At 62.4% G+C, this 21,798-nt stretch carries 20 protein-coding genes, 1 tRNA gene and 1 pseudogene; 3 read left to right on the top strand and 19 right to left on the bottom strand.

Going from position 1 to position 21,798, the window contains the following annotated elements; all coding sequences use genetic code 11:
* Positions 1-312: 312 nt before the first annotated feature.
* A tRNA-Pro gene (locus AB0O81_RS13755) sits at positions 313-386 on the bottom strand.
* 233 nt (positions 387-619) lie between these two features.
* On the opposite strand from AB0O81_RS13755, the gene AB0O81_RS13750 reads away from it, so the two are divergent.
* Together AB0O81_RS13750 and AB0O81_RS13745 are read left to right on the top strand one after the other, a co-directional pair.
* On the top strand, positions 620-1,351 hold the full coding sequence (locus AB0O81_RS13750) for a lysoplasmalogenase family protein (RefSeq protein WP_363585198.1): 732 nt from the start codon (positions 620-622) through the stop codon (positions 1,349-1,351).
* Positions 1,352-1,355: 4 nt separating this feature from the next.
* Entirely contained in the window at positions 1,356-1,745 is a 390-nt protein-coding gene (locus AB0O81_RS13745; protein ID WP_363585196.1) for an RNA-binding S4 domain-containing protein, read from the top strand.
* On the opposite strand, the gene AB0O81_RS13740 is transcribed toward AB0O81_RS13745, so the two are convergent.
* The 17 genes from AB0O81_RS13740 to AB0O81_RS13660 all read right to left on the bottom strand — a co-directional run bounded on the left by AB0O81_RS13740 (position 1,742) and on the right by AB0O81_RS13660 (position 19,838).
* The gene (locus AB0O81_RS13740) at positions 1,742-2,647 is read right to left on the bottom strand and encodes an NUDIX hydrolase (RefSeq protein ID WP_363585195.1); all 906 of its coding nucleotides are present in this window, start codon (positions 2,645-2,647) and stop codon (positions 1,742-1,744) included. The two genes, AB0O81_RS13745 and AB0O81_RS13740, sit on opposite strands and share 4 nt — an antisense overlap.
* Before the next feature lie 48 nt (positions 2,648-2,695).
* Positions 2,696-5,176, bottom strand: a complete 2,481-nt coding sequence (locus AB0O81_RS13735) for an FAD-dependent oxidoreductase (RefSeq protein ID WP_363585193.1) — start codon at positions 5,174-5,176, stop codon at positions 2,696-2,698.
* Between the two features lie 149 nt (positions 5,177-5,325).
* The gene (der, locus tag AB0O81_RS13730; RefSeq protein WP_363585191.1) at positions 5,326-6,861 is read right to left on the bottom strand and encodes a ribosome biogenesis GTPase Der; all 1,536 of its coding nucleotides are present in this window, start codon (positions 6,859-6,861) and stop codon (positions 5,326-5,328) included.
* The gene (cmk, locus tag AB0O81_RS13725; RefSeq protein ID WP_363585189.1) at positions 6,851-7,552 is read right to left on the bottom strand and encodes a (d)CMP kinase; all 702 of its coding nucleotides are present in this window, start codon (positions 7,550-7,552) and stop codon (positions 6,851-6,853) included. The genes der and cmk overlap by 11 nt, the downstream gene beginning before the upstream one ends.
* On the bottom strand, positions 7,545-8,672 hold the full coding sequence (locus AB0O81_RS13720; RefSeq protein ID WP_363585187.1) for a prephenate dehydrogenase: 1,128 nt from the start codon (positions 8,670-8,672) through the stop codon (positions 7,545-7,547). Before AB0O81_RS13720 ends, cmk begins: the two co-directional genes overlap by 8 nt.
* The gene (locus AB0O81_RS13715; protein ID WP_337337681.1) at positions 8,673-9,470 is read right to left on the bottom strand and encodes a pseudouridine synthase; all 798 of its coding nucleotides are present in this window, start codon (positions 9,468-9,470) and stop codon (positions 8,673-8,675) included. It lies immediately after the preceding gene.
* Positions 9,467-10,045 (bottom strand): SMC-Scp complex subunit ScpB, encoded by a 579-nt coding sequence (gene scpB, locus AB0O81_RS13710; protein ID WP_337337680.1) that lies wholly within the window; start codon positions 10,043-10,045, stop codon positions 9,467-9,469. Before scpB ends, AB0O81_RS13715 begins: the two co-directional genes overlap by 4 nt.
* On the bottom strand, positions 10,035-10,871 hold the full coding sequence (locus tag AB0O81_RS13705; protein WP_363585185.1) for a ScpA family protein: 837 nt from the start codon (positions 10,869-10,871) through the stop codon (positions 10,035-10,037). The genes scpB and AB0O81_RS13705 overlap by 11 nt, the downstream gene beginning before the upstream one ends.
* Complete coding sequence (locus AB0O81_RS13700) at positions 10,855-11,739, bottom strand: ParA family protein (RefSeq protein WP_363585183.1); 885 nt, start codon at positions 11,737-11,739, stop codon at positions 10,855-10,857. Before AB0O81_RS13700 ends, AB0O81_RS13705 begins: the two co-directional genes overlap by 17 nt.
* 123 nt (positions 11,740-11,862) lie before the next feature.
* Entirely contained in the window at positions 11,863-12,801 is a 939-nt protein-coding gene (gene xerD, locus AB0O81_RS13695) for a site-specific tyrosine recombinase XerD (protein WP_363585200.1), read from the bottom strand.
* The gene (locus tag AB0O81_RS13690; RefSeq protein WP_363585181.1) at positions 12,798-13,433 is read right to left on the bottom strand and encodes an NUDIX hydrolase; all 636 of its coding nucleotides are present in this window, start codon (positions 13,431-13,433) and stop codon (positions 12,798-12,800) included. Before AB0O81_RS13690 ends, xerD begins: the two co-directional genes overlap by 4 nt.
* Complete coding sequence (locus AB0O81_RS13685; RefSeq protein WP_363585179.1) at positions 13,426-15,117, bottom strand: CTP synthase; 1,692 nt, start codon at positions 15,115-15,117, stop codon at positions 13,426-13,428. Before AB0O81_RS13685 ends, AB0O81_RS13690 begins: the two co-directional genes overlap by 8 nt.
* 39 nt (positions 15,118-15,156) lie before the next feature.
* Positions 15,157-16,854 (bottom strand): DNA repair protein RecN, encoded by a 1,698-nt coding sequence (gene recN, locus AB0O81_RS13680; RefSeq protein ID WP_363585177.1) that lies wholly within the window; start codon positions 16,852-16,854, stop codon positions 15,157-15,159.
* A complete protein-coding gene (locus AB0O81_RS13675; RefSeq protein WP_363585175.1) occupies positions 16,851-17,795 on the bottom strand; it encodes an NAD kinase in 945 nt (314 codons plus the stop codon). The genes recN and AB0O81_RS13675 overlap by 4 nt, the downstream gene beginning before the upstream one ends.
* Positions 17,792-18,592, bottom strand: a complete 801-nt coding sequence (locus tag AB0O81_RS13670; RefSeq protein WP_363585173.1) for a TlyA family RNA methyltransferase — start codon at positions 18,590-18,592, stop codon at positions 17,792-17,794. The genes AB0O81_RS13675 and AB0O81_RS13670 overlap by 4 nt, the downstream gene beginning before the upstream one ends.
* Positions 18,589-18,756 carry a hypothetical protein gene (locus tag AB0O81_RS13665; protein ID WP_363585171.1) on the bottom strand — a complete coding sequence of 56 codons (168 nt, stop codon included), beginning with the start codon at positions 18,754-18,756 and terminating at the stop codon, positions 18,589-18,591. Before AB0O81_RS13665 ends, AB0O81_RS13670 begins: the two co-directional genes overlap by 4 nt.
* Positions 18,757-18,797: 41 nt before the next feature.
* Positions 18,798-19,838: an HAD-IIA family hydrolase gene (locus tag AB0O81_RS13660; protein WP_363585169.1), complete on the bottom strand. Its 1,041-nt coding sequence runs from the start codon at positions 19,836-19,838 to the stop codon at positions 18,798-18,800.
* Positions 19,839-20,114: 276 nt separating this feature from the next.
* Between AB0O81_RS13660 and AB0O81_RS13655 the strand changes: the two genes are divergently transcribed.
* Complete coding sequence (locus AB0O81_RS13655; RefSeq protein ID WP_363585167.1) at positions 20,115-21,227, top strand: hypothetical protein; 1,113 nt, start codon at positions 20,115-20,117, stop codon at positions 21,225-21,227.
* Between the two features lie 106 nt (positions 21,228-21,333).
* On the opposite strand, the pseudogene AB0O81_RS13650 reads toward AB0O81_RS13655, so the two are convergent.
* Positions 21,334-21,798, bottom strand: a pseudogene (locus AB0O81_RS13650) (hypothetical protein); the annotation flags it as partial.

Genomic DNA, 21,798 nt, shown 5'->3' with positions numbered 1-21,798 from the left:
GCTCACACCGGTCGAGTTCGAGACCATAATGAGAACCGCGGTCGACCTGGTCGCGTAGACAAGAAACCCGAGTCAACCAAACCTTCAGCAGACCCAAGCCTCTGATGCCGTATCGGAGCCCGATGGACCGGCCGCAAGCGGTTCTGGTCCCCTTTTGGTCCCCTTATCCACAGGAAGGGCCTCAGCGTGACTTCCGTTATCCACAGCCCCGACCCGCCGAGAACTCCAGGGGGACCAGAAGGGGACCAGAAAAATCGGCCTTCAGAAACAACAAATCCCTGATGAAAATTGCTTCTCATCAGGGATTTTCTGTCGGGCTGACAGGATTTGAACCTGCGACCCCTTGACCCCCAGTCAAGTGCGCTACCAAGCTGCGCCACAGCCCGTGGCATTGTTTTTCAGTTGTTCGGGCCGACCGAAGAGTGGTAAACCACTTAACCCCCAGTCAAGTGCGCTACCAAGCTGCGCCACATCCCGTTACCCAGACTCACATCCGGACAACTCCACTATCCTACCCGCTCGAATTGATGCTCGCGAACCGTTCCACGATATGTCTGCGTCGTCAGCGTACGATGGGGCGGCATCCCCGCAATAATGCATAACATCACGAAGGAGTGCTGTGTCTGCACCTCAGCCCGACGTTTCTGACAGCGCAACGCTTTCCGCCCGTTGGTGGTGGGGGTTCGTGCCGTTCCTGCTGGTCTCGCTCGTACATATCGTCGCGCTGGCTCTGAACGTCGACGAGATCGCAGCGCCGACCAAACTTGCGCTCATGCCTGCCCTGATCATCGCGGTGCTGTGGGGCGGCCGCGGGTCGACCTGGAGTGTGTCTTACACGTTGCTCTTTGCCGCGCTCGCGTTGTCTTGGCTAGGCGACGGCGCTGGCTTCTTTTTTCCTGATGCACCCACGCTCCCACTCATGCTGCTTTTCTTCGGCCTAGCGCACCTCTGCTACATCTGGATTTTCGCGAAGCGGCTGGCGGTGCGCCGATTTCCTCGTTGGTCTGCGATCTATCTGCTCTGGTGGATCGTCACGCTCGCGATACTCTCGCCCGTGCTGCTCTCGCAAACTGGTGGCGGCGCGTGGGTCGCGGCGCTGGGAGTTTATGGCGTCGTGCTCGGCGCGACGGCTGCGACCGCGTCGCGTTGCAATCCAGTCATCGCAACAGGTGCGGCGTTCTTTCTGGCCTCTGACACCGTTCTCGCCTTTCTTCTCTTCGCGCCCGACGCCATGCCAGCCTGGAGCGACCCCCTGGTGATGCTCACCTACTGCACCGGCCAAGGTCTCATCGCCGCGGGCGTCATCATCGCTGACCGCGCGCTTACCCCGCGCGTGCCTATGACAGGCTGAATGCATGTCAGATGCCACCGCGCGCGTCGACGCCTGGCTTTGGGCGGTGCGCATTTACAAGACCCGCTCTCTCGCCACTGCTGCGTGCCGCGCGGGGCACGTGCGTGTCGGTGGCGAAAAAGCAAAGGCAGCCCAGCCGGTGAGGCCGGGCGACGAGGTGCGCGTGCGAATCAATGGGTTCGACAAGATTCTGGTGGTGCGTCAAACCATCTCGAAGCGGGTCGGCGCGGCGCTGGTCGCAGCATCCGTCGACGACCAGACTCCCCCACCGCCGCCCCGTGAGCTCACCGCGTTCGTTCCCACCCGTGACAGAGGCGCTGGCCGACCTACTAAGCGCGACCGCCGAAACATCGAGAAGCTGCGCGGCCGGTACGACGACTTCGAAGGTGCCTAGCCAACCTCAAGCTGGTCTAGTAGCCAACGTGCACCATGAACTGAGGCGCCCAGCGCGATCACTCGTCCGGCAAGCTCACGATCGCTCGTGACCACGGTAACGGCCTCCCCCATCGTGGCTCTGCGCGCCACCTCGGCAACAATCTGGTCGTCGCCAGAGGCCGCCGCTGCAACCACAGCCACATCAGCAGTGCCAGCTGTGCCGCCGGCTTGCCCCTCGACAACGGCCACCCACGACGGAAACCACTTGCGTTCAGGCAGCCCGAGGGACTCTCCGGGAACACCCGCACGGGTGCGCGTGCCGATACGCGCAATCAGCCGCTGAGCGGCACCCGCGCGGTCTCGCCACCAGCCATCAGGCACCGCACCCATCACGTTTGCGACGTCGACCACAACGGTCGGCCTCATTGCTAGCAGCGGCCGAAGCTTCGCCCAAGACAGTTCAAATCCTGGATGCAGCGGGTAAGAAGCGACGTCGTCGATCGCAACCCATGACAGCTCGTAGCTTTCAGGATCGCTGATGACCGGCTCGAACGGGACGATGACATCGGCAACAACAGTCGCGTACGACCAATACTCAAGATCAAACACACTCACGAAACGCGGGCGCACCGCGACATCCGGAACACCAGCCTCTTCTTCAGACTCGCGCAGTGCACCACGGATCGCTGATTCGCCCTCATGACGCGCTCCGCCGGGCAGCGCCCAGGTTCCGCCAAAATGACTCCACGACACCCGGTGTTGCAACAGCACGCCGCGATCCCCGTCGAGCGCGAGTAGCCCTGCTGCGCCAAAGCGGCCCCAGTAGCGCTCGCCCGTGGGTGCCACGACCCAGGCATCACCAGGGTCGCGGGGCCCATGCGGGCGACGCGGCTCCCCCGGTACAAGCGGTTCGATCCTCACGCATCCAGCTTTCCACACGAACGGTTCGTCGCCGGCCGCCAGCCAGCATCAGATGAAGAGAGTCGTTCCAGACTTTTGTGCTTCACCCAGGAAGGTGGCCACACCACCGAGCTCAATGCCCTCGAGCAGATCTGACTCGGCGATGCCCAGCAGATCCATCGTCATCGTGCAGCCAATAAGCCGCGCACCACTGTCACTCGCCGCTTTCATCAACTCAGGCAGAGTCTGCACAGAGTGCTCGTGCATGACCTTCTTGATCATGGCCGGCCCCATGCCTGCCATGTTCATGGTTGACAGCGGGAGCTTCGCCGGGCCCGACGGCATCATCATGCCGAACATCTTGTCGAGCGACTTGCGCTCGCGACGAGGCGGGTCTTCACGCCGGAGCGCGTTCAATCCCCAGAACGTAAAGAACATTGAGACCTTTTGCCCCATCGCAAGCGCACCGTTTGCGATGATGAAGGCCGCCAGCACCTTGTCGAGCTCACCCGAGAACACAACGAACGACACTTGGTCGAGATCTTGAACCGTCGCAACAGCAGCAGACGCCGAGTCATGCTTGCGGAAAGTAGCAACAAATCCCGAGCCCTGCGGCGTCATCGATACCAGCTCGTGCCCCTTGGAAGCAGCCCATGCTGGACCGTCGGTCGCAAATCCTGGGTCAGACACGCTCACGATGACTTCGCCGCCCGATGACAGCCCATCCATCGCCTTCGCCAACTGCATGATCGGTCCTGGGCAGGCAAGACCGGTGCAATCGAGTTCAATCACCTCGCCACTACCTTGCGCGGCACTGACGATGTCTACCGCCTCTGCATACGCGATCTCGGGCGTTTTTCCGTCTACATCCACCGGCGCGACGTCATGCCAGAAGCGGAAGGTGTGCGACCCGCCTGAGAGCGTACGAACGTCGTCGAAACCTCGTTGCACCAACAGCCGATAGGCGAGGTAGCTGCGAAAGCCGACCGCACAGTACAACCGGATCGGAACGCTGACATCCCACTTCTCGGATGCTTCCCGGAGGGTGCCCAGTGGCACATTCACTGCGCCCGGAATGTGCCAGATTTCGTATTCATCGGGCGTTCGCACATCGACGATGCGGGCACCTTCGACAGCTTGCGGAAAATCTTTGGCGTACCAGAGGCGCAGATCACCGTTCAACACGTTCGTGGCTACGAAGCCCGCCATATTCACTGGGTCTTTTGCAGAGCCGAAGGGTGGCGCGTATGCGAGCTCCAGAGTCTCGAGGTCATGCACTGTCGCGCCCAGTCGAATCGCAGTTGCAAGCACATCAAGCCGTTTGTCGACGCCATCGAAACCGGCGATCTGAGCGCCCAACAGCTTGCCACTCTCAGGGGCGAACAGCACCTTCATATGCATCATCGATGTGCCGGGGTAATAGCCCGCATGTCCAGAAGGGTGAAGGTGCACAGTGCGATACGGAACCCCCTCTCGTTCCAGTTGTCGCTCCGTCGCGCCAGTGCCGCCGGCAGTCATGTCGAAGACCTTGACGATGGACGTGCCTTGTGTCGACGAATACTCAGTCTCGCGACCGCACATGTTCTCGGCAGCGACGCGCGCCTGCCGATTCGCTGGCCCCGCGAGGGGGTTCAGCCACGCACCCGGCAACACTGTGTGGGGGGTTTCAACGGCGTCACCAGCAGCCCAGATGTGGGCATCAGATGTGCGCATGTGCGTGTCGACGGCGATGCCGCCTCGTTCGCCGAGCTCGAGACCAGCCGCGCGCGCCAGCGACACGTTCGGACGCACTCCTGCAGACAGGATGACCAAATCGGCGTCGATCGTTTTGCCGCTGTTGAGTTCCACACGGAGCCCGCCATCACGGCTCTGTGTGAAGGCGACGGCCGCAGTCGAGAGAATCAGCTCTACACCGCGGCTACGAAGATGCTGCTCGACAGGAATGGAAACTTCTTTGTCGAGCGGCGGCATGATCTGGTCTGACAGCTCAACCACCGTCACTTCCGCCCCACGGTGTCGCATGTTCTCAGCCATCTCGAGGCCGATGTACCCAGCACCGATGACGACCGCGCGCACGGCGGACGGTGACGAAGCTGCTTTGGTCAGGGCAGCATCCAAGCGCTCCTTGATGACATCCATGTCATGCACGTTGCGCAAAACGTAAATGCCGGGGAGGTCCGCCCCCGCTAGCGGCAGCTTTGCCGGATCAGCGCCTTGGCACAGCGCCAGCGAGTCATACGACTCCGCGTACTCTCGCCCAGTATTGACATCGCGCACCGTAACGGTGCGGGCTGCTGGATCGATACCAATCACGTCGGCGCCGACTCGAACATCGATGTTCAACGACTCACGAAGACTGGCGGGCGTCTGCAACAAGAGCCGACTGCGATCCGTGATCACACCGCCGATGTGGTACGGCAGCCCACAGTTCGCAAACGATACGTGTTCGCCTCGCTCGAGAACGACGATTTCTGCACTCTCATCCAACCTGCGCGCACGCGCAGCGACAGAGGCGCCTCCGGCTACACCACCAACGACTACGATCTTCATTTTCGGCACACTTTCCTGTGGTCTGACCACATAGCCAGCGTACCGCCCCGAATGCGAAAGCAACAGGGGTGCCTGTCGTAGCCGCATCCCCCAAAAACAAATCGGCCCGGCCAGCAAGATCGCTGACCGGGCCGATACGCAGAGCGTGGCTAGCGCTGACGCTTCTCGCGCACGCGCATGTTGATCACGATGGGCGTTCCTTCAAACGTGTACACCTCACGCAGGCGACGCGTGATGAAACGGCGGTAGCCGGGATCGAGGAAGCCCGTGGTGAACAGCACGAATGTCGGCGGGCGGGTCGTCGCCTGCGTGCCGAACAGAATGCGCGGCTGCTTTCCACCACGAAGCGGGTGCGGGTGCTCGGCGACAAGCTCCGACAGGAACGCGTTGAACTTGCCGGTAGGAATGCGGCGATCCCACGATTCGAGCGCCGTTTCGAGAGCCGGCACCAGCTTCTCAAGGTGACGCCCCGTACGTGCCGAAATATTGACGCGTGGCGCCCACGCGACGTGAGCGAGGTCTTGCTCGATCTCTCGCTCAAGGTACCGGCGACGTTCGCTGTCTTCGAGCGCGGGGGTGCTGAGCAGATCCCACTTGTTGAACGCGAGCACCAAAGCGCGGCCGGACTCGAGTACGAGGTCGATGATACGAATATCCTGCTCGCTGATCGGCTGGCTCACGTCGAGGACGACAACGGCGACTTCTGCCTTCTCAAGCGCGGCGGAGGTGCGAAGCGAAGCATAGAAGTCAGCCCCCTGCGAGAGGTGAACCCGACGGCGAATACCGGCGGTATCGACGAACCGCCACAGTTTGCCGCCGACTTCGACGATTTCATCGACAGGGTCGCGCGTCGTGCCAGCGAGCTCGTTGACGACAACGCGCTCTTCGCCAGCTGCTTTATTGAGCAGCGATGACTTGCCGACGTTCGGACGGCCGAGAATGGCAACCCGACGCGGGCCACCGATCTCGTGCTTGGCGACCGCGGAGATCTCGGGGAGCTTCTCCATGACTTTGTCGAGCAAATCGGCAACGCCGCGACCGTGAATCGCTGACACAGGGTGCGGCTCGCCGAGACCCAGCGCCCACAAAGCAGCGGCTTCGGGCTCGTGGCGAGCGTCATCGATCTTGTTGGCGACGAGGAAGACGGGCTTGCCACTCTTTCGAAGCAAGCGCACGACGTGCTCGTCGGTAGAAGTAGCGCCAACCATCGCGTCTACGACGAACATCACGACATCGCACAGATCAATCGCGATCTCGGCCTGAGCGGCCACCGACGCGTCGATGCCACGCGCATCAGGTTCCCACCCACCTGTGTCGACGATCGAGAACCGGCGATCCATCCACTCAGCCTTGTAGGTCACACGGTCGCGGGTGACACCCGGAGTATCTTCGACAACAGCCTCGCGGCGCCCCAGAATTCGGTTGACCAAAGCCGACTTGCCGACGTTGGGGCGACCAACGATGGCAACGACGGGAAGGGCGGGAAGGTATTCGATACCGTCTTCGCCACGAACAATGCCCTCGAGCAGTTCGGCGTCATCCTCTTCGAGGTCGTAGTCATCGAGGCCAACACGCAGGGCAGCGGAGCGCTTCTCTACAAGTTCGTCATCGAGGGCGGCAAGATTTTCAAGCAGCCGGTCGGGACCAGCTTCGAATTCTTCTTGTGAACGGTCGTCAGCGGCCATGAGGCGCTCCTGTCTGTGCGGCAGGCACAGTCGTGCGGATCACATCGAGGACGGCGTCCACGGTCTGATCGAAGTCAAGGTGGGTCGAGTCGACAACGTCGACTCCGGGGGCAGCAGTAAGAAAGTCAACGACCGCTGAATCAGAGGCGTCGCGTTTGTGCAGTGCGGCGGCAACAGCCGCAGCGTCTTGGGTTGTCACTTCAGCGCTACGGCGTGAGGCACGCACCTCTGGAGCAGCGGTAAGCAAAATGCGCACCGGCGCGTCGGGGGCAACGACCGTCGTGATGTCACGCCCTTCAACGATGACGCCGGGACGACCCGAGTCTTCAGCGAGTCGGCGGAACATCTTATTGACGGTCTTGCGAACGACAGGCACCCGAGCGACGCCGCTGACGGCATCGGTCACGCGGGGCTCTCTGATGGCCTCGGTGACGTCGGTTTCACCGACTCGCACCCAGTAGTCGTCGGGGTCGAGCGATATCGCATAGTCGAAAGAACCAGCAAGGTCGATGACGGATGCTGAGTCTGAGGTGTCGGCGTCGTGCTCGAGCGCATGCCAGGCAAGGGCTCGGTACGCGGCGCCCGTGTCGAGGTAGCCAAACCCCAGTCGCCGGGCAACCTGCTTTGACACGCTGGATTTGCCGCTACCTGCGGGGCCATCGATGGCGACGATAGTCGTCGATTCAGTCATTGGTGGTGCTCGCAATCTTCCAGCCTCGCTCTTCGAGGCCATCTACAGCACGCCGCACCGCTGAGGGCACGACGCTGATTTCGGCAAGGCCGAACTGCGCGCCTGGAGAATGCTCGAGGCGCAAATCTTCTACGTTCACATCTAGTTCGCCGAGCTCGCCGAACAGGCGGCCCAGCTGTCCGGCGGTGTCGTCGACCATCACGACGACCTGCTCGAAATGACCGGTTTGGCCGTGCTTGCCTGGCAACCGGCCGACGCCATCGTTGCCACGGCGAATCGTGTCGGCAACGGAGCGTCGAGCGCCGGGTGTTTCAGGCGCGCGCAGCGCATCGGCGACCGTGGTGAGATCGCTAGCCAGGGCATCCAGAACTTCGACGACAGGCGCGGCGTTCGCATCAAGAATCTGCACCCACAGTTCGGGGGCAGATGCTGCGATACGCGTCGTGTCGCGCACTCCTTGACCGGCAAGCCGCAACGACTCGTCGGCGGCGTTCACGAACTGCCCCGCGAGCAGACTGGCAACGAGTTGAGGCACGTGCGAGACAAGCGCGACCGAACGATCGTGGTCAGCGGGTGTCATCTCAATCGGGGTGGCACCCACATCGAGAGCGAGGGATTCAACAATGGCGAGATCGGCGGTCGGAGTCTCTTCGTCACGGCACACCACCCAGGGTCGGCCGACAAAGATGTCTGCGCGCGCAGATATAGCGCCGCCGCGCTCACGGCCAGCCAGCGGGTGCGACCCGATGTAGTGGGTCAGATCAACGCCACGTTTGCGCAGTGCGTTGAGCGGCTCGAGCTTCACGCTCGCAACATCAGTGACCACGGCGTTCGGGTAGCGCCGAAGTTCGCGTTCGATGACGTCGGCGGTCACGTCGGGCGGCACAGCCACGACAATCAGCGTCGGGTCATCGTCGCCTGTCGCTTGGCGCCCGGCTCCGTAGTCAACAGCGAGACGCAGTTGTGACGGTGAAGCATCTTCGAGTGCGACATCGACGCCGAGGTTTCGCAGCGCATGACCGATACTTGATCCCAGCAGACCCGCACCAACGATACGCACGGTGCCCGAAACGCGCGCAGCGTTACGGGCGCGCACGGGCGTTGCCGTCGAATCGGTCACTTATGTCTCCTGGTCCCCCGACGGTTCATCCGTCGCACGGCGCGCGAGAGTAAGCAGAGCGCCCCGCTCTACTTTAGTCAACTCGCGGGCTCGTCCTGCTGGCAGTGTTCCCAGGTGGAGCGGACCGAACTGACGACGCACCAGATCAACGACCGGATGGCCGACGGCATCAAGCATCCGACGCACGATGCGATTGCGCCCGGAGTGCAGCGTCAACTCGACCAGCGAGCCACCACCTTCCGCGGAGCTGGAGAGCAGGCGAGCCTTGTCGGCGGCGATGTGCCCGTCGTCAAGATCGATCCCTCGCGTCAATGTCTGGATGGTCTGAGGAGTGACTTTGCCCTCGACTTTGGCGATATAGACCTTCGTGACGCCGAACGACGGGTGAGCGAGCACGTGAGCGAGGTCGCCGTCGTTTGTGAGCACGAGCAGACCGCTGGTTTCAGCATCCAATCGACCGACGTTGTAAAGCCGCTCGTCCCAGTCTTTGGTGTAGCGGCGAAGGTCAGGCCGCCCACGGTCATCGTTCATCGAGCTGACGACACCGGTGGGTTTGTTCAAGACGACGTAGCGCTTGGATTGGTCGAGCTGAATTGCGGTGCCATCAACGTCAACCAGATCGGATTCAGGGTCGATACGTGAGCCCATCTCGGTGACGACCTCGCCGTTCACGCGCACGCGACCGTCGAGAATCATCTCTTCGGCGACACGGCGTGAGGCCACACCCGCGTTGGCGAGCACTTTTTGCAGGCGCACGCCCTCGGGTGCGCCGTCGGGTGGAGTGTCGGTAAAGCTCATCGGTGGATCTCCTCTGCGAAGCCATCGGCTCCGTCATCGAGCAAGGGGGAAATATGGGGCAGCTCGTCGAGCGAGTTGATGCCCAGGTTGACCAACAGCGCGTCGGTGGTGCCGTAGTTGATGGCGCCCGTCTCGCTGTCGGCAAAGAGTTCGGTGATCAGCCCGCGTGCCACCAGGGTACGCACGACCGAGTCGACGTTCACAGCGCGAATGGATGCCACTTGGCTGCGCGTCACCGGTTGTTTGTAGGCGATCACGGCCAGCGTCTCAAGAGCGGCCTGAGATAGGCGTGACGGTGCCTGCTGATTGACGAACTCGCTGACAAGGTCGTCGTAGTCTTCCCGGACGTATAGTCGCCAGCCGCCACCGACTTCCCGCAACTCGAAACCACGAACGGTACCCCCGTCAGCGCCGTCATAGTCCGCGACCAGGTCGTCGATGGCTTGCCGAACGGTAGGCACGGGTGCAGCGACTGCCGCGGCGAGGCTCACGAGCGACTGCGGCTCTTCGATTACCAGCAGAATTGCTTCAAGCCGCCGCGCGACAGCGGCCGGAGTCACATCGTCATCGGTCATAGTCGGCTCCTAGAGTCGCAAGATTTTCGTCTGACCAGCGCTGCGCACTCCACCGCAAGGTGAGCTCGCCGAGCGGTTCAAGCTGTTCGAAAGACAATGCCGCATGGCGGTAGAGCTCCAGCACAGAGATGAACCGTGCGACCACGATGCCTGGCTGGGTGACGCCAACGACGAGTTCGCGAAAGTTCAATGTTCCCGCCGCCTTGAGCAGCGTAACGACGATAGCGGCCTGCTCGCGGATGCTCACCAGCGGTGCGTGCAAATGGTCGAGACCGACGTGCGGAATCTCTTGCGGCGTCATCGCGAGCATCGCGAGTGCACCGAAGTCTTCGGCGCTCAGCGTCCAGACCAGGTCGGGCACCGCCTTGCGGTACTTCTCATCGAGGCGCACAGCGCGAGTGTGTCGCTTCTCCTCGCGCTGAAGACAGCGAGCGAACCACGCTGACACTTCTTTGAACGCACGGTACTGCAGCAGACGCGCGAACAGCAGATCGCGTGCTTCAAGCAGCGCAACAGATTCAGCGTCAACGAGCTCGCCCTGCGGCAACAGGCCGACCACCTTCATGTCGAGCAGCGTCGCTGCGATCACAAGAAACTCGGAGGCCTCGTCGAGCTCTTCGTCGGGGCCGAGTTGCCTGAGATACGAGATGAACTCGTCGGTGACCTTCGAAAGTGAAACATCGGTGATGTCGAGTTCGTGCTTTGAGATGAGACTCAACAGCAGATCGAACGGCCCATCGAACACCCCGAGCGAAACTCGGAAGCCCGCAGCTTCGGCAGCTGCGAGAGCGGCGACCGAATCGGTTCCGTCAGGCGACGGCGCCACGCGAGACCAGCTCCCGCGCCAACCGCAGATAGGCCTGAGCGGCTGCGTGTTCGGGGGCGAATTCAGTGATGGGCATTCCCGACACCGACGCATCGGGGAACTTCACGGTGCGGCCGATAACCGTTTCGAGAACGTCGTCACCGAATGCATCGACCACGCGCTCAAGCACCTCGCGCGAGTGGAGAGTTCGAGCGTCATACATCGTCGCCAGCACCCCATCGAGCGTGATGGAAGGGTTGAGCCGGTCGCGCACCTTGTCGATGGTCTCGATGAGCATGGCGACGCCGCGCAGTGCGAAGAACTCGCACTCAAGCGGAATCAGCACTCCGTGGCTCGCGGTGAGCGCATTGACCGTGAGCAGTCCAAGCGACGGCTGGCAGTCGATGAGAATCACGTCATAGTCTGCGGTGATCTTGAGCAGCGCTCGTGAGAGCGTCTGTTCGCGGGCCACCTCGTTGACCAGGTGCACCTCGGCCGCCGACAGGTCGATGTTCGCCGGAATGATGTCGAGGTTCTCGACGCGTGTGGGCACGATGACATCGTGTGGGTCGCGCTTGGAATCGACGAGCAGGTCGTAGATGGTGGGAATCTCGTGGGTTTGGATGCCGAGGCCTGCCGACAGCGCGCCCTGAGGGTCGAAGTCGACCGCGAGCACCTTGCGACCGTAGCTTGCCAATGACGCGGCGAGATTGATGGTCGTGGTCGTCTTGCCGACCCCGCCCTTCTGGTTGCACAGCGAGATGATGCGTGCGGGACCGTGAGAATCAAGCTTCGGTGGTGTCGCAAATCCGCGGTAGGGACGACCTGTCGGCCCCAGTGGGGTGTCGTCGGTCGGGGCTGTCTTGCTGCCCTGTTTGGTGCCCGCCACGGACTCTCCTGCCTTCACGTTCGTTCGCTCGATTCTAGTCACCACAGACGGTTTGGCCAGCGCGGCTCAGCGGCGTTCAGCGAAGTGGTCACCCGATTGGTGCCGATCGCTCGCACACAGACCTCAGCGAGCGCGCGGATGCGCCGTGGCATACACGTCACGCAGCGCGTCGACACTCACATGCGTGTATATCTGCGTTGTTGCGACCGAGGCGTGACCGAGCAGCTCTTGCACGACACGCACGTCAGCGCCGCCCTGCAGCAGATGGGTCGCGAACGAGTGCCGCAGGGTGTGGGGAGACACGTGCGCCGTCAACTGCGCACGCTCGGCGGCCGACTGAATCAACAGCCAGGTGCTCTGGCGAGAAAGGGGCGCGCCGCGGGCACCAAGAAACAGCTTGGGAGTGGCGCGGCCTCGCCGTGAGAGCTCGGGGCGTACGCGCGTGAGGTAAGCGTCGACAGCGGCGCGCGCATATGAGCCGATCGGAACGATGCGTTCCTTCGAGCCTTTGCCGCGTACGCGCAAGACGTCACCGTGCGAGACATCATCAACGTCGAGTTGGATGATCTCTGACACGCGAGCGCCCGTCGCGTAAAGCATCTCAAGCAGTGCGCGATCACGAATGGCCGTGAGTTCGATAGCGAGCCCACCTTCGCCCTCGTCTGTGAACGGAGCGGGGCCGGCAGCGTCCAACAGACTCTCGACCTGCGCGATCGTAAGAGCTTTCGGCAGTGTCTTGGGAAGTTTGGGGGGCTTCAGCCGTGCTGAAGGGTCGGTGGGCTCGATGCCCTCACGTGCAAGAAACCGGTGCAGCCCCCGCACGGAGGACTGAAGTCGAGCCAGGCTGGATGCTGCAATCGGCGGTTCAATAGAGGCACGAGTCGCGGCAAAGCGCGCGACAACTTCGGGGGTCACCGCACCCGAATCGTCGATGCCCTCGTTTGCCAGCCAGGTGAGGTAGACGGCAAGATCTCGGCCGTATGCCTCGGCCGTGTTCCCAGAAAGACCGCGTTCGATCGAGATGTGCCGCAGGTACGCGTCCACCGCCCGATCAAGCTTCACGCCGTCGTCGCTCCTATGCCACGGGAGCGGCGCTGCCATGGCGAGTCGGCTGCGCCCAGGCTCGCCCAGCCGCCCGCGCGTGACGCATGGGCAGTCATCGCCCCGACCACGAGCGAGGGGTTCTGCACACGACGATCAAGAACTGCGGCGACAACCTCGTCAAGCGGCACCCACCGCACTTCGATGTCTGCCTCTTCTTCAGTCCGTGCAAAAGTCTCGGCAGCGGGTCGCAAATCGCGCGCAAGGTAAATGCGAATTGCCTCATCGCTGCCGCCGGGTGTGGTGTAGAACTCCGAGAGCACATCCCAACGATCGGCGACGAGGTCTGCTTCTTCGGCTAGCTCGCGCTTCGCGCTCTCGAGCGGGGGCTCGCCGTCGATATCAAGCAAACCTGCGGGAATCTCCCAGTCCCTGGCGCGCACCGGGTGGCGGTACTGCTTGATCAACAGCACTCGATCGTTTTCGTCGAGGGCGAGAATCGCGACAGCACCGGTATGGTCCATGTACTCGCGCACGATCGTGTCGTCGTTGTACGTGAACTCGTCACGCCGAATGTTCCACACTCGGCCTTCGAAAACCGTTTCAGATCGAGTGACCTCGACCTCAAGCTGATCGTCGCGAAGCTCAGCCATTGTCAACGTCAAACAGTTCGCTCGAGCGATGACGGTCAAGAGCCGCGCCGATCAGTCCACGAAACAGCGGGTGCGGATCGGTCGGGCGCGAACGCAGCTCAGGGTGTGCCTGAGTGGCGATGTAATACGGGTGCACGTCGCGCGGGAGTTCCACGTACTCCACGAGATCAAGTTCGGGGTTCAGACCCGAGAACACCATCCCCGCTTCGGCGATCTGATCGCGGAAGCGATTGTTGACCTCGTAGCGGTGGCGGTGCCGCTCTTGCGAACGGTTCGAACCATACAACTCTGCCGCGAGCGAGCCGTCAGCCAGCGCCGCGTCGTAGAGTCCCAGGCGCATTGTTCCCCCCAGGTCTCCGCCGGCAAGAATATCGACCTGCTCGGCCATCGTCGCAATGACAGGAAACTCGGTTTCGGGATCGAATTCGCTTGACGAGGCGCCTTCAAGGCCAGCCTTGTTGCGTGCGTACTCAATGACCATGCACTGCAGGCCCAGGCAGATTCCGAGCGTCGGGATTCCTTGTTCGCGGGCGAACTTCAGCGCACCGAGCTTTCCTTCGATGCCACGAATACCGAAGCCGCCGGGCACGATAATGCCGTCGACGGCACCGAGCGCTTTGGCCGCCCCCTCGGGCGTTTCGCACGTATCCGAGGGAATCCACGTGATCGCGACCTTCGTCTCCTGCGCAAAGCCACCGGCTTTCAGCGCTTCGGTGATCGACAGGTAGGCGTCTGGCAAGTCGATGTACTTGCCGACGAGTCCGATCGTGACGTCATGCTTGGGGTTGTGGACGGCTTGAAGAACCTTCTGCCAGCGCGACCAGTCAACTTCGCCGGCCTTGGTCAGCCCGAGTGAGCGAACGATGTAGTCGTCGAGCCCTTGGTCGTTGAGCATGGTGGGAATGTCATAGATGCTGGGCACGTCGACGGCGTTGACGACCGCATCTTCGTCAACGTCGCACATGAGCGCGATTTTGCGCTTGTTCGACTCTGTGACGGGTCGATCGCTGCGAAGTACCAGCGCATCGGGCTGAATGCCGATGGAGCGAAGCATGGCGACGGAGTGCTGGGTGGGCTTGGTCTTCTGCTCACCAGATGCCCCCATGTAGGGCACCAGCGAAACGTGAACGAAGAAGACGTTGCCGCGGCCGAGTTCGTGGCGAATCTGGCGCGCCGATTCGATGAAGGGCTGCGACTCGATGTCGCCGACGGTGCCGCCGATCTCGGTGATGATCACATCGGGCTTCGGCGTTTCGTCGGCCTGCAGACGCATCCGGCGTTTGATTTCGTCTGAGATATGAGGAATGACCTGCACCGTGTCGCCGAGGTACTCGCCACGACGTTCCTTGGCGATCACCTGCGAGTAGATCTGACCGGTGGTGACGTTCGCGGCTTGACTCAATTCGATATCGAGGAATCGCTCGTAGTGGCCGATGTCAAGATCTGTTTCTGCGCCGTCGTCGGTCACGAAGACCTCGCCGTGCTGGAACGGGTTCATGGTGCCCGGATCAACGTTGAGATACGGGTCGAGCTTCTGCATCACCACCCGCAGTCCACGGGCTGTGAGCAGGTTGCCGAGGCTTGCTGCGGTCAGGCCTTTGCCCAACGAAGAAACGACACCTCCGGTCACAAAGATGTGTTTGGTGGTGTCGTTCGTTGGTTCCGCTGCAGAAGAGTCCGTCACGGGCTTTTATCCTATCTCACGTCTTGGAGAGTTAGCTGATCAATCCCCGGCGGATGCGAGGGCGAGCAATTCACGCGCGTGCTCGAGAGCAGCATCCGAAGATGAAAGCCCTGAAAGCAATCGTGCCATCTCAGCCTCGCGCTCCGTTCCCTCAAGTCGCCGCACGCTTGACGCGGTGACCGAGCCATCACTCTCTTTGACAACCGAGAGGTGGTTTCCGGCGAACGCTGCAACCTGGGCGAGGTGGGTGACCGCGATGACCTGGGATGCTTCGGCAAGGCGCGCCAGCCGGCGACCAACCTCAATCGCCGCCGCACCGCCGATACCGGCGTCGACCTCGTCGAACACGAACGTGGGAACAGGGTCGACGCCCGCGATAACAACCTCTATGGCGAGCATGACGCGGCTGAGTTCGCCGCCAGACGCACCGCGAGACACCGGGCGCGGATCGGCGCCCGGGTGTGGGGCAAGCAGGATCGCCACATCGTCACGACCCGCGGCTGACTCGGCACCAGGTATGACGCTAACTTCGACGCGCGCATCAGGCATGGCAAGAGCGCGCAGCTCTTCGGTCACGGCGTCGCCCAGACGGCCTGCAGCGCTCTTGCGTGCCGCAGTAAGCGCGGTCGCGGCCGCGTCGAGGGATGCCTCGGCCGCGGCTACTTCTGAGGTGAGGCGAGCGATTCGGTCGTCATCATCGTCGAGCTCGACAAGACGGGCTGAGCCTGAGTCAAGCAGTGCGATTGCGGCGTCGAGCGAACCATGCTCGCGTACGAGGCCGCCCAGCAGCGCGCGGCGGTCCTCGAGTGCAGCGAGCTCATGCGGCCCGGCTTCATCGAGGTCAGCGAGGTATCCGGCAAGGCCCGCAGCGAGATCGCTGGTGCGATAGCCGATGTCGGCGGCGAGACCGGCGAACTCTTCCAGCGTCGGGTCCGTTGCACCGGCACGCTCCAGAGCGCGTCGAGCGTCTGCGATGAGCGAGGTCACGTCAGGAAGATGCGGTTCGCCAGACAGCGCATCATGCGCGATCGCGGCAGCTCCCCGAAGTTCTTCGACGTGCGCGAGGCGTGCAGTGCGCTGAGTGAGCTCTGCGTCTTCACCGGCGACGGGAGCAATCTGCTCGATTTCGGCGATCGCTGCTCGCAACGACTGGGCTTCGGTTGCGCGCGCATCGTGCTCGGTGACCAGCTGTTCGAGTTCACTGGCCAGCACCCGATGGCTCTCATATGCGGTGCGGTAGTCGCCCAAAGCTTGAGCGAGCGGGTCTGCGCCAAAGCGATCGAGCGCATCGCGCTGTGCAACGGCAGAGCGCAGACGAAGCTGATCGGACTGGCCGTGCACCACGACTAACTCATCGGCGAGATCGGCGAGTACGCCCGCGGGGGCCGAACGACCCCCCACCGAGGCGCGGCTGCGGCCTTCGCGCGAAATCGATCGCCCGAGCATCAGTTCGGCGGTGCCATCGGCCAGGGGCTCCACGTCTCCGCCTGCGTCGCGCACACGATCGATCACGGCGCCTTCGTCTGGAACCACCCACACGCCGTCGACTGTCGCCTGCGCCGCGCCCGAGCGCACCGCGCCGAAATCTGCCCGCTGCCCCATCAACAAACCGAGGCCGGTGACGACCATGGTCTTACCCGCACCGGTTTCTCCGGTGATCGCGGTGAAACCCGGGCCAATCGGCAACGTAGCTTCGGCGATCACGCCAAGATCCCGAAGGCGCATCTCCTCGATCACGGCGCGTCACCGCTGGTGATCGTCGGACCACGCCAGCCTGCTACCGGAAGCTGAAATTTGCGTACGAGTCGATCTGTAAACGCGGTGGGATGCAGCCGCGCGAGCCGAACCGGGCGTTCCGATCGACCAACGACCACCCGAGCGCCAGGCGGCAATTCGTGGGAACGTCGGCCATCGCACCACAATATTCCGATTCCTGCCGTTCGCTCGAGCACATCGATCGACACGGTGTGATCAGGCCCCACGACGAGCGGTTTCGCGAAAAGCGCATGGGCTGACAACGGCACGACAGAGATCGCTTGCACGCTCGGCCAGATCACGGGTCCTCCGGCGGAGAAGTTGTACGCCGTCGAACCTGTGGGCGTAGACACCACAACGCCGTCGCATCCGAAAGAAGAAAGTGGTCGACCGTCGACGCCGATCACCACTTCGAGCATGCGCTCGCGGCTCGCCTTTTCGACCGTTGCTTCGTTGAGTGCCCAGGTCTCGTAGATCATCGCATCAGCAGCATCCCGAACCTCGACGTGCAGCGCGAGGCGCTCTTCGACTTCATAGTCGCGGTCGATCACGCGCCCCACGGCTGCGTCCATGTCGTCGCGTTCGATCTCAGCGAGAAATCCGACGTGCCCCATGTTAATCCCAAGCACCGGAGCGGTGCCCTCGCGCACAAGTTCAGCTGCCCGCAAGATCGTGCCGTCGCCGCCAAGCACAATCGCCAACTCGAGGTCTTTGACATCGACGTCGACGCCTAGAGTCGCGATGGTGCTGAAGACAGCCCGTTCGGCGGCGAGGGGACCCGCATCGCCGGGCGCGAGCACAGGCGTCGCGCCCGCTGCACGAAGTGCTGTCACCACTCTTTCGGCGGCATCGACAGTGTCGGCTCGTTGAGCGTGGGCGACAACCAGAATGTTGCGCTCTGCGTGCGATCCCGCGGTATTCATGCGCTCCCCGTCAGTTGGTTCACTGTCGCCAACCATTCTGTCGGATTGCTGCCGCCTCCCGGCGCAAAGTGAGCGACGTACTCAGAGTTTCCGTGGGTTCCTGCTATCGGCGATGCCACGATGCCCGCTGTGCCTAGTCCTGCGTCCCAGGCCGACCACAGCACGCGTGCGACCGCGTCTGCGCGAAGCGTGGGATTGGTCACGAGACCGCCTTTGACCGCGGTTCGTCCAACTTCGAATTGCGGTTTGACCAGCAGAACCACATCGGCCGCAGGGGCTGCCACCGCAACGATCGCGGACAACACCAGACCGAGCGAGATGAACGAGAGGTCAGCCGTGATAAGCGACGGCGACTCGCCGATGCCACTTGCGGCTGCCAGGTTCTCGCGCGTCATATAGCGCACGTTGTAGCCTTCGACGCTCACCACCGAGGCATCCGCCGCGATCGAGGGAGCCAGCTGTCCATGCCCGACATCGACGGCAATCACCTGGCTCGCGCCACGCTCGCGCAACACCTGGGTAAAACCGCCAGTAGAGGCGCCCATGTCGAGTGCAAGCCTGCCTGTCGCATCAATTCGAAATGCGTCGAGGCCAGCGATCAGCTTGTGAGCGGCGCGGCTGACGTAGTGGTCGTTGCGGGCGACATCGATGGTGGCGTCGTCATCGACTGCGGCTGAAGCTTTGACGATGATTCGCCCGTTGACGCTCACAAGCCCGTCAGCGATGAGGGATGCTGCCTGGGTGCGCGAACGCGCAAGGCCCCGAGCTGAAAGCGCCGTATCGAGGCGCACCGTCACGGTGTGCCCGCGGGCGCCGATGTGGTGGGGGCTGATTCGAGCTTGCGAGCAAGCGAATCGTGCAAGGAGTCATAGGCAGCAGCACGAGACGCCAAGGGTTGCGCTTCAATCACCTCAAGGTCGGATAGCAAGTCGCTCGAGACCGAATCGCGTGAGGTGTCCATCTCCCCAGAATACGTGCGTGTGTGCGCAGCAGCGCTCAACGTCACGGCTTGTGGAATGAATCCGCGTAGAGCTCTTCAGGAACTCGGAACCCGAAGATGGCGCGACCCGTCGACCAGATAGCCGCGGTGCCCGCACGAACGAGATCGACCGGGCGCTCTCCGCTCGAAAGAATGCGCACGTCAGCGCCATCGATGGCGACTCGCGCGCCGCGCACGGTTGCAACTCCGTCGGAGACATCGACACTCGGATAGGGTTCGTGCAGCTCCCTCAGGTCACCGAGAATATAGGTCGGCTGAGAACCCTGCGGGGCAGCAAGCAGGTGCTTTGGCCGATCGATTCCAGTCAGCACCAACGCGGATGCGATGCCCGCGCGATTGGCGCCGAGGATGTCGGTGTCGAGACGATCGCCGAGAAAGAGTGGATGCTGCGCACCAAAACGGGTGACTGCTTCTTGGAAGATCGGCACTTCGGGCTTGCCTGCCACTGTCGCCAGCCGACCGATCGCAGTGTGCACGGCCGACACGAGCGTGCCGTTGCCCGGTGCAACACCCCGGGCCTGCGGGATCGTCCAGTCGGTGTTGGTGGCGATCCATGGGATGCCGCCCTCAGCTTCGGGAACTTTCAAGGCAAAAGCCGCCTCCGCGAGGTGCGCCCAGCCGACCTCGGGCGAAAAGCCCTGCACGACTGCAGCGGGAGCATCGTCGGCGCTGCGCGTGACCACAAATCCAGCCTTTTCGACTTCATTGACGAGACCCTCGCCGCCGACCACGAGGATCACCGAACCAGGTTTCACCAGCGAAACGAGCAGGCTCATTGCCGCTTGCGGACTCGTGACGACTTCACTTGCCGCCGTCGGCAAGCCCAGGTCGCTCAGATGAGCAGCCACCGAGGTATCGGTGCGCGAGGCATTGTTGGTGATGTACGCAAGTGTGCGCCCCTCACGTGCCCGGTTCAGGCTCTCTACCGCGTGTGGCAACGCACCGGCTCCGGCGTAGACGACCCCATCCAGGTCGGCGAGAACGGTGTCGACACCCTCAAGTGGTGTGGAGGTTCGGCTAGTACGTCGAGTGAAAAGTGCCATCGAGATTCTCTGTCTTTCGGGTGCGTATTTCCGCACGCTGTGCCGCCCAAGACGGAGGTGCATCCCTACTCTTTCACAATGCTTGAACCCACTCCGCGTCGGCGGGATGTAACGGGAGCCCACCTGTTCTAATTGACAATGATTCTCAGTTAGCCTACGTTTCCTGGTGTGCAACTGAGAATGATTCCTGTTATCGCTACCATTTCCCTCCTACCCATTCTGGCCGCGTGCTCGTCTACCCCGAGCACATCAGCGACAGCAACTCCGATCGACGAAATGCCGGTCACTGAGCAAGACCAGCTACAAACACGCATCGCGGTCACTACCGCCAGCGGTGTCGAAGTCTTCGCGTTCGACGACGATGAACTAACTTTGCTCAGCACGTTCGATGTCACTGAGGGTTCGCGCGCCGAGTCGGGAGCTGGCAGCCGCTACGTTTACCTTGTCGACTATGAAGGCGGCCAAACCACTCTGCTCGACACCGGAACCTACGCCGAGCCTCATGGCGATCACGACCACTACTACACCGTTGAGCCAGCACTGGTCGAACAGACCATCGACGGCACCAGCCCGGTTCACGTGGTCGGAAACGATGACGGTCTCGTCGCAATCTTCGACGATGGCGAAGGCTCCATCACCACGGTTTCGGAAGAGACGATCACCGACGGCGAATTCGAGACAAGCCTCTTCGAAACCAACGCTCCCCATCACGGGGTTGCTGTGCCCCTCGAGGACCAACTGCTGATCACCGAAACGCCCGATGGCGGGCTGCCTGACACCGTGGTTCAGGTCGCGATAGACGGGTCCGAAGTCGCCCGCTACGACGAAATCTGCCCCGGCCTTCATGGTGAGGCCACAACTGATGGCGTTGCGCTGTTCGGCTGCACGGACTTCGTCGCAGTCATCGATACCGACGAACGCACGACCTCGATCGTCGCGTACCCAGACGGCGCCGGAGACAACCGAGTTGGCACCTTCTACGCGGGCGAGCCGATGATCGGCAACTGGGGAACCGACCAGCTGCTCGCGTTGGACCTCGAGAGCGGAACCAGCTCGATCATTTCAATCGGTGCTGACATCGGCGCCGTCGCGCGAATCGGCAATGAGATCGCGGTGCTCACCACAGATGGCGTTCTCAGCATGCTGACCGCGGACGGAGAAGTGATCTCGAGCACCGAAGTGATCGATCCGTTCGCTTTGCCCGAGGGCCACGCTATGGAGCTTCCCACTATGGCCGTGGCAGGCGACACCGCCATCATCGCCGACTTTCATGGTGAACAGCTTGTAGCCGTAGACACGCACGACTCGACTGTGCTCGTCACACAGCCGCTTGACCAGGCACCTACCGGTGTTGTTGTGACAGGAGTAGGCGGAGACCACGAGCACTAGGTCGTCGCGAACTGCTGACAGAGAAACACCCCGAGTGACATCTGGTGTCCAGATCACACTCGGGGTGCTTTCATTTCCTCAATCACTGCGCCAGATTGAGCGGCTGCTAGTCGCCGGATGATTCGGGCGCTTCGTCGATGCCTGCTTCGATCAAAATCTCGGCGACTTCGTCTTCCACTGACATCGGCGTCGCCTCCATCGGGGCGGCCGAGGCAATGTCAGCCGCAGGAGCGTCGTTCTCTCGAGGAGCGACAAGCTCGGCATCATGCGCTTCTACTGCGTCTGCCTCGTCGCCAGGCACACCCGCGGCTTCGACTGCTTCGTCGCCTGCGAACTTAGCAACCACGTGGTCGTCGACCGTGACCTCACTTGACCAGAGGCCATCCGAGCCGGCTGAACGTGAGCTCGGTTCTGCGACGGTGTCTTGATCTGGTGCAGCTGCGAGTTCGTCGTCATCGACGTCGATCGACATGATCTCGATGGTTTCGTGGTGGTGGGTGTTGTGGTGTTGGTTGAGTGCGTGTTGGGCTTGTTGGGCGTGGTGGGCCCATTTTTGGGTGTGGGTGGTTTG

This window comes from Microbacterium sp. NPDC076911 (genome assembly GCF_040687125.1).
Classification (GTDB): domain Bacteria; phylum Actinomycetota; class Actinomycetes; order Actinomycetales; family Microbacteriaceae; genus Microbacterium.
The sequence above is the reverse complement of the archived record's forward strand: the minus strand, read 5'-3'. Positions and strand labels throughout refer to the sequence as shown.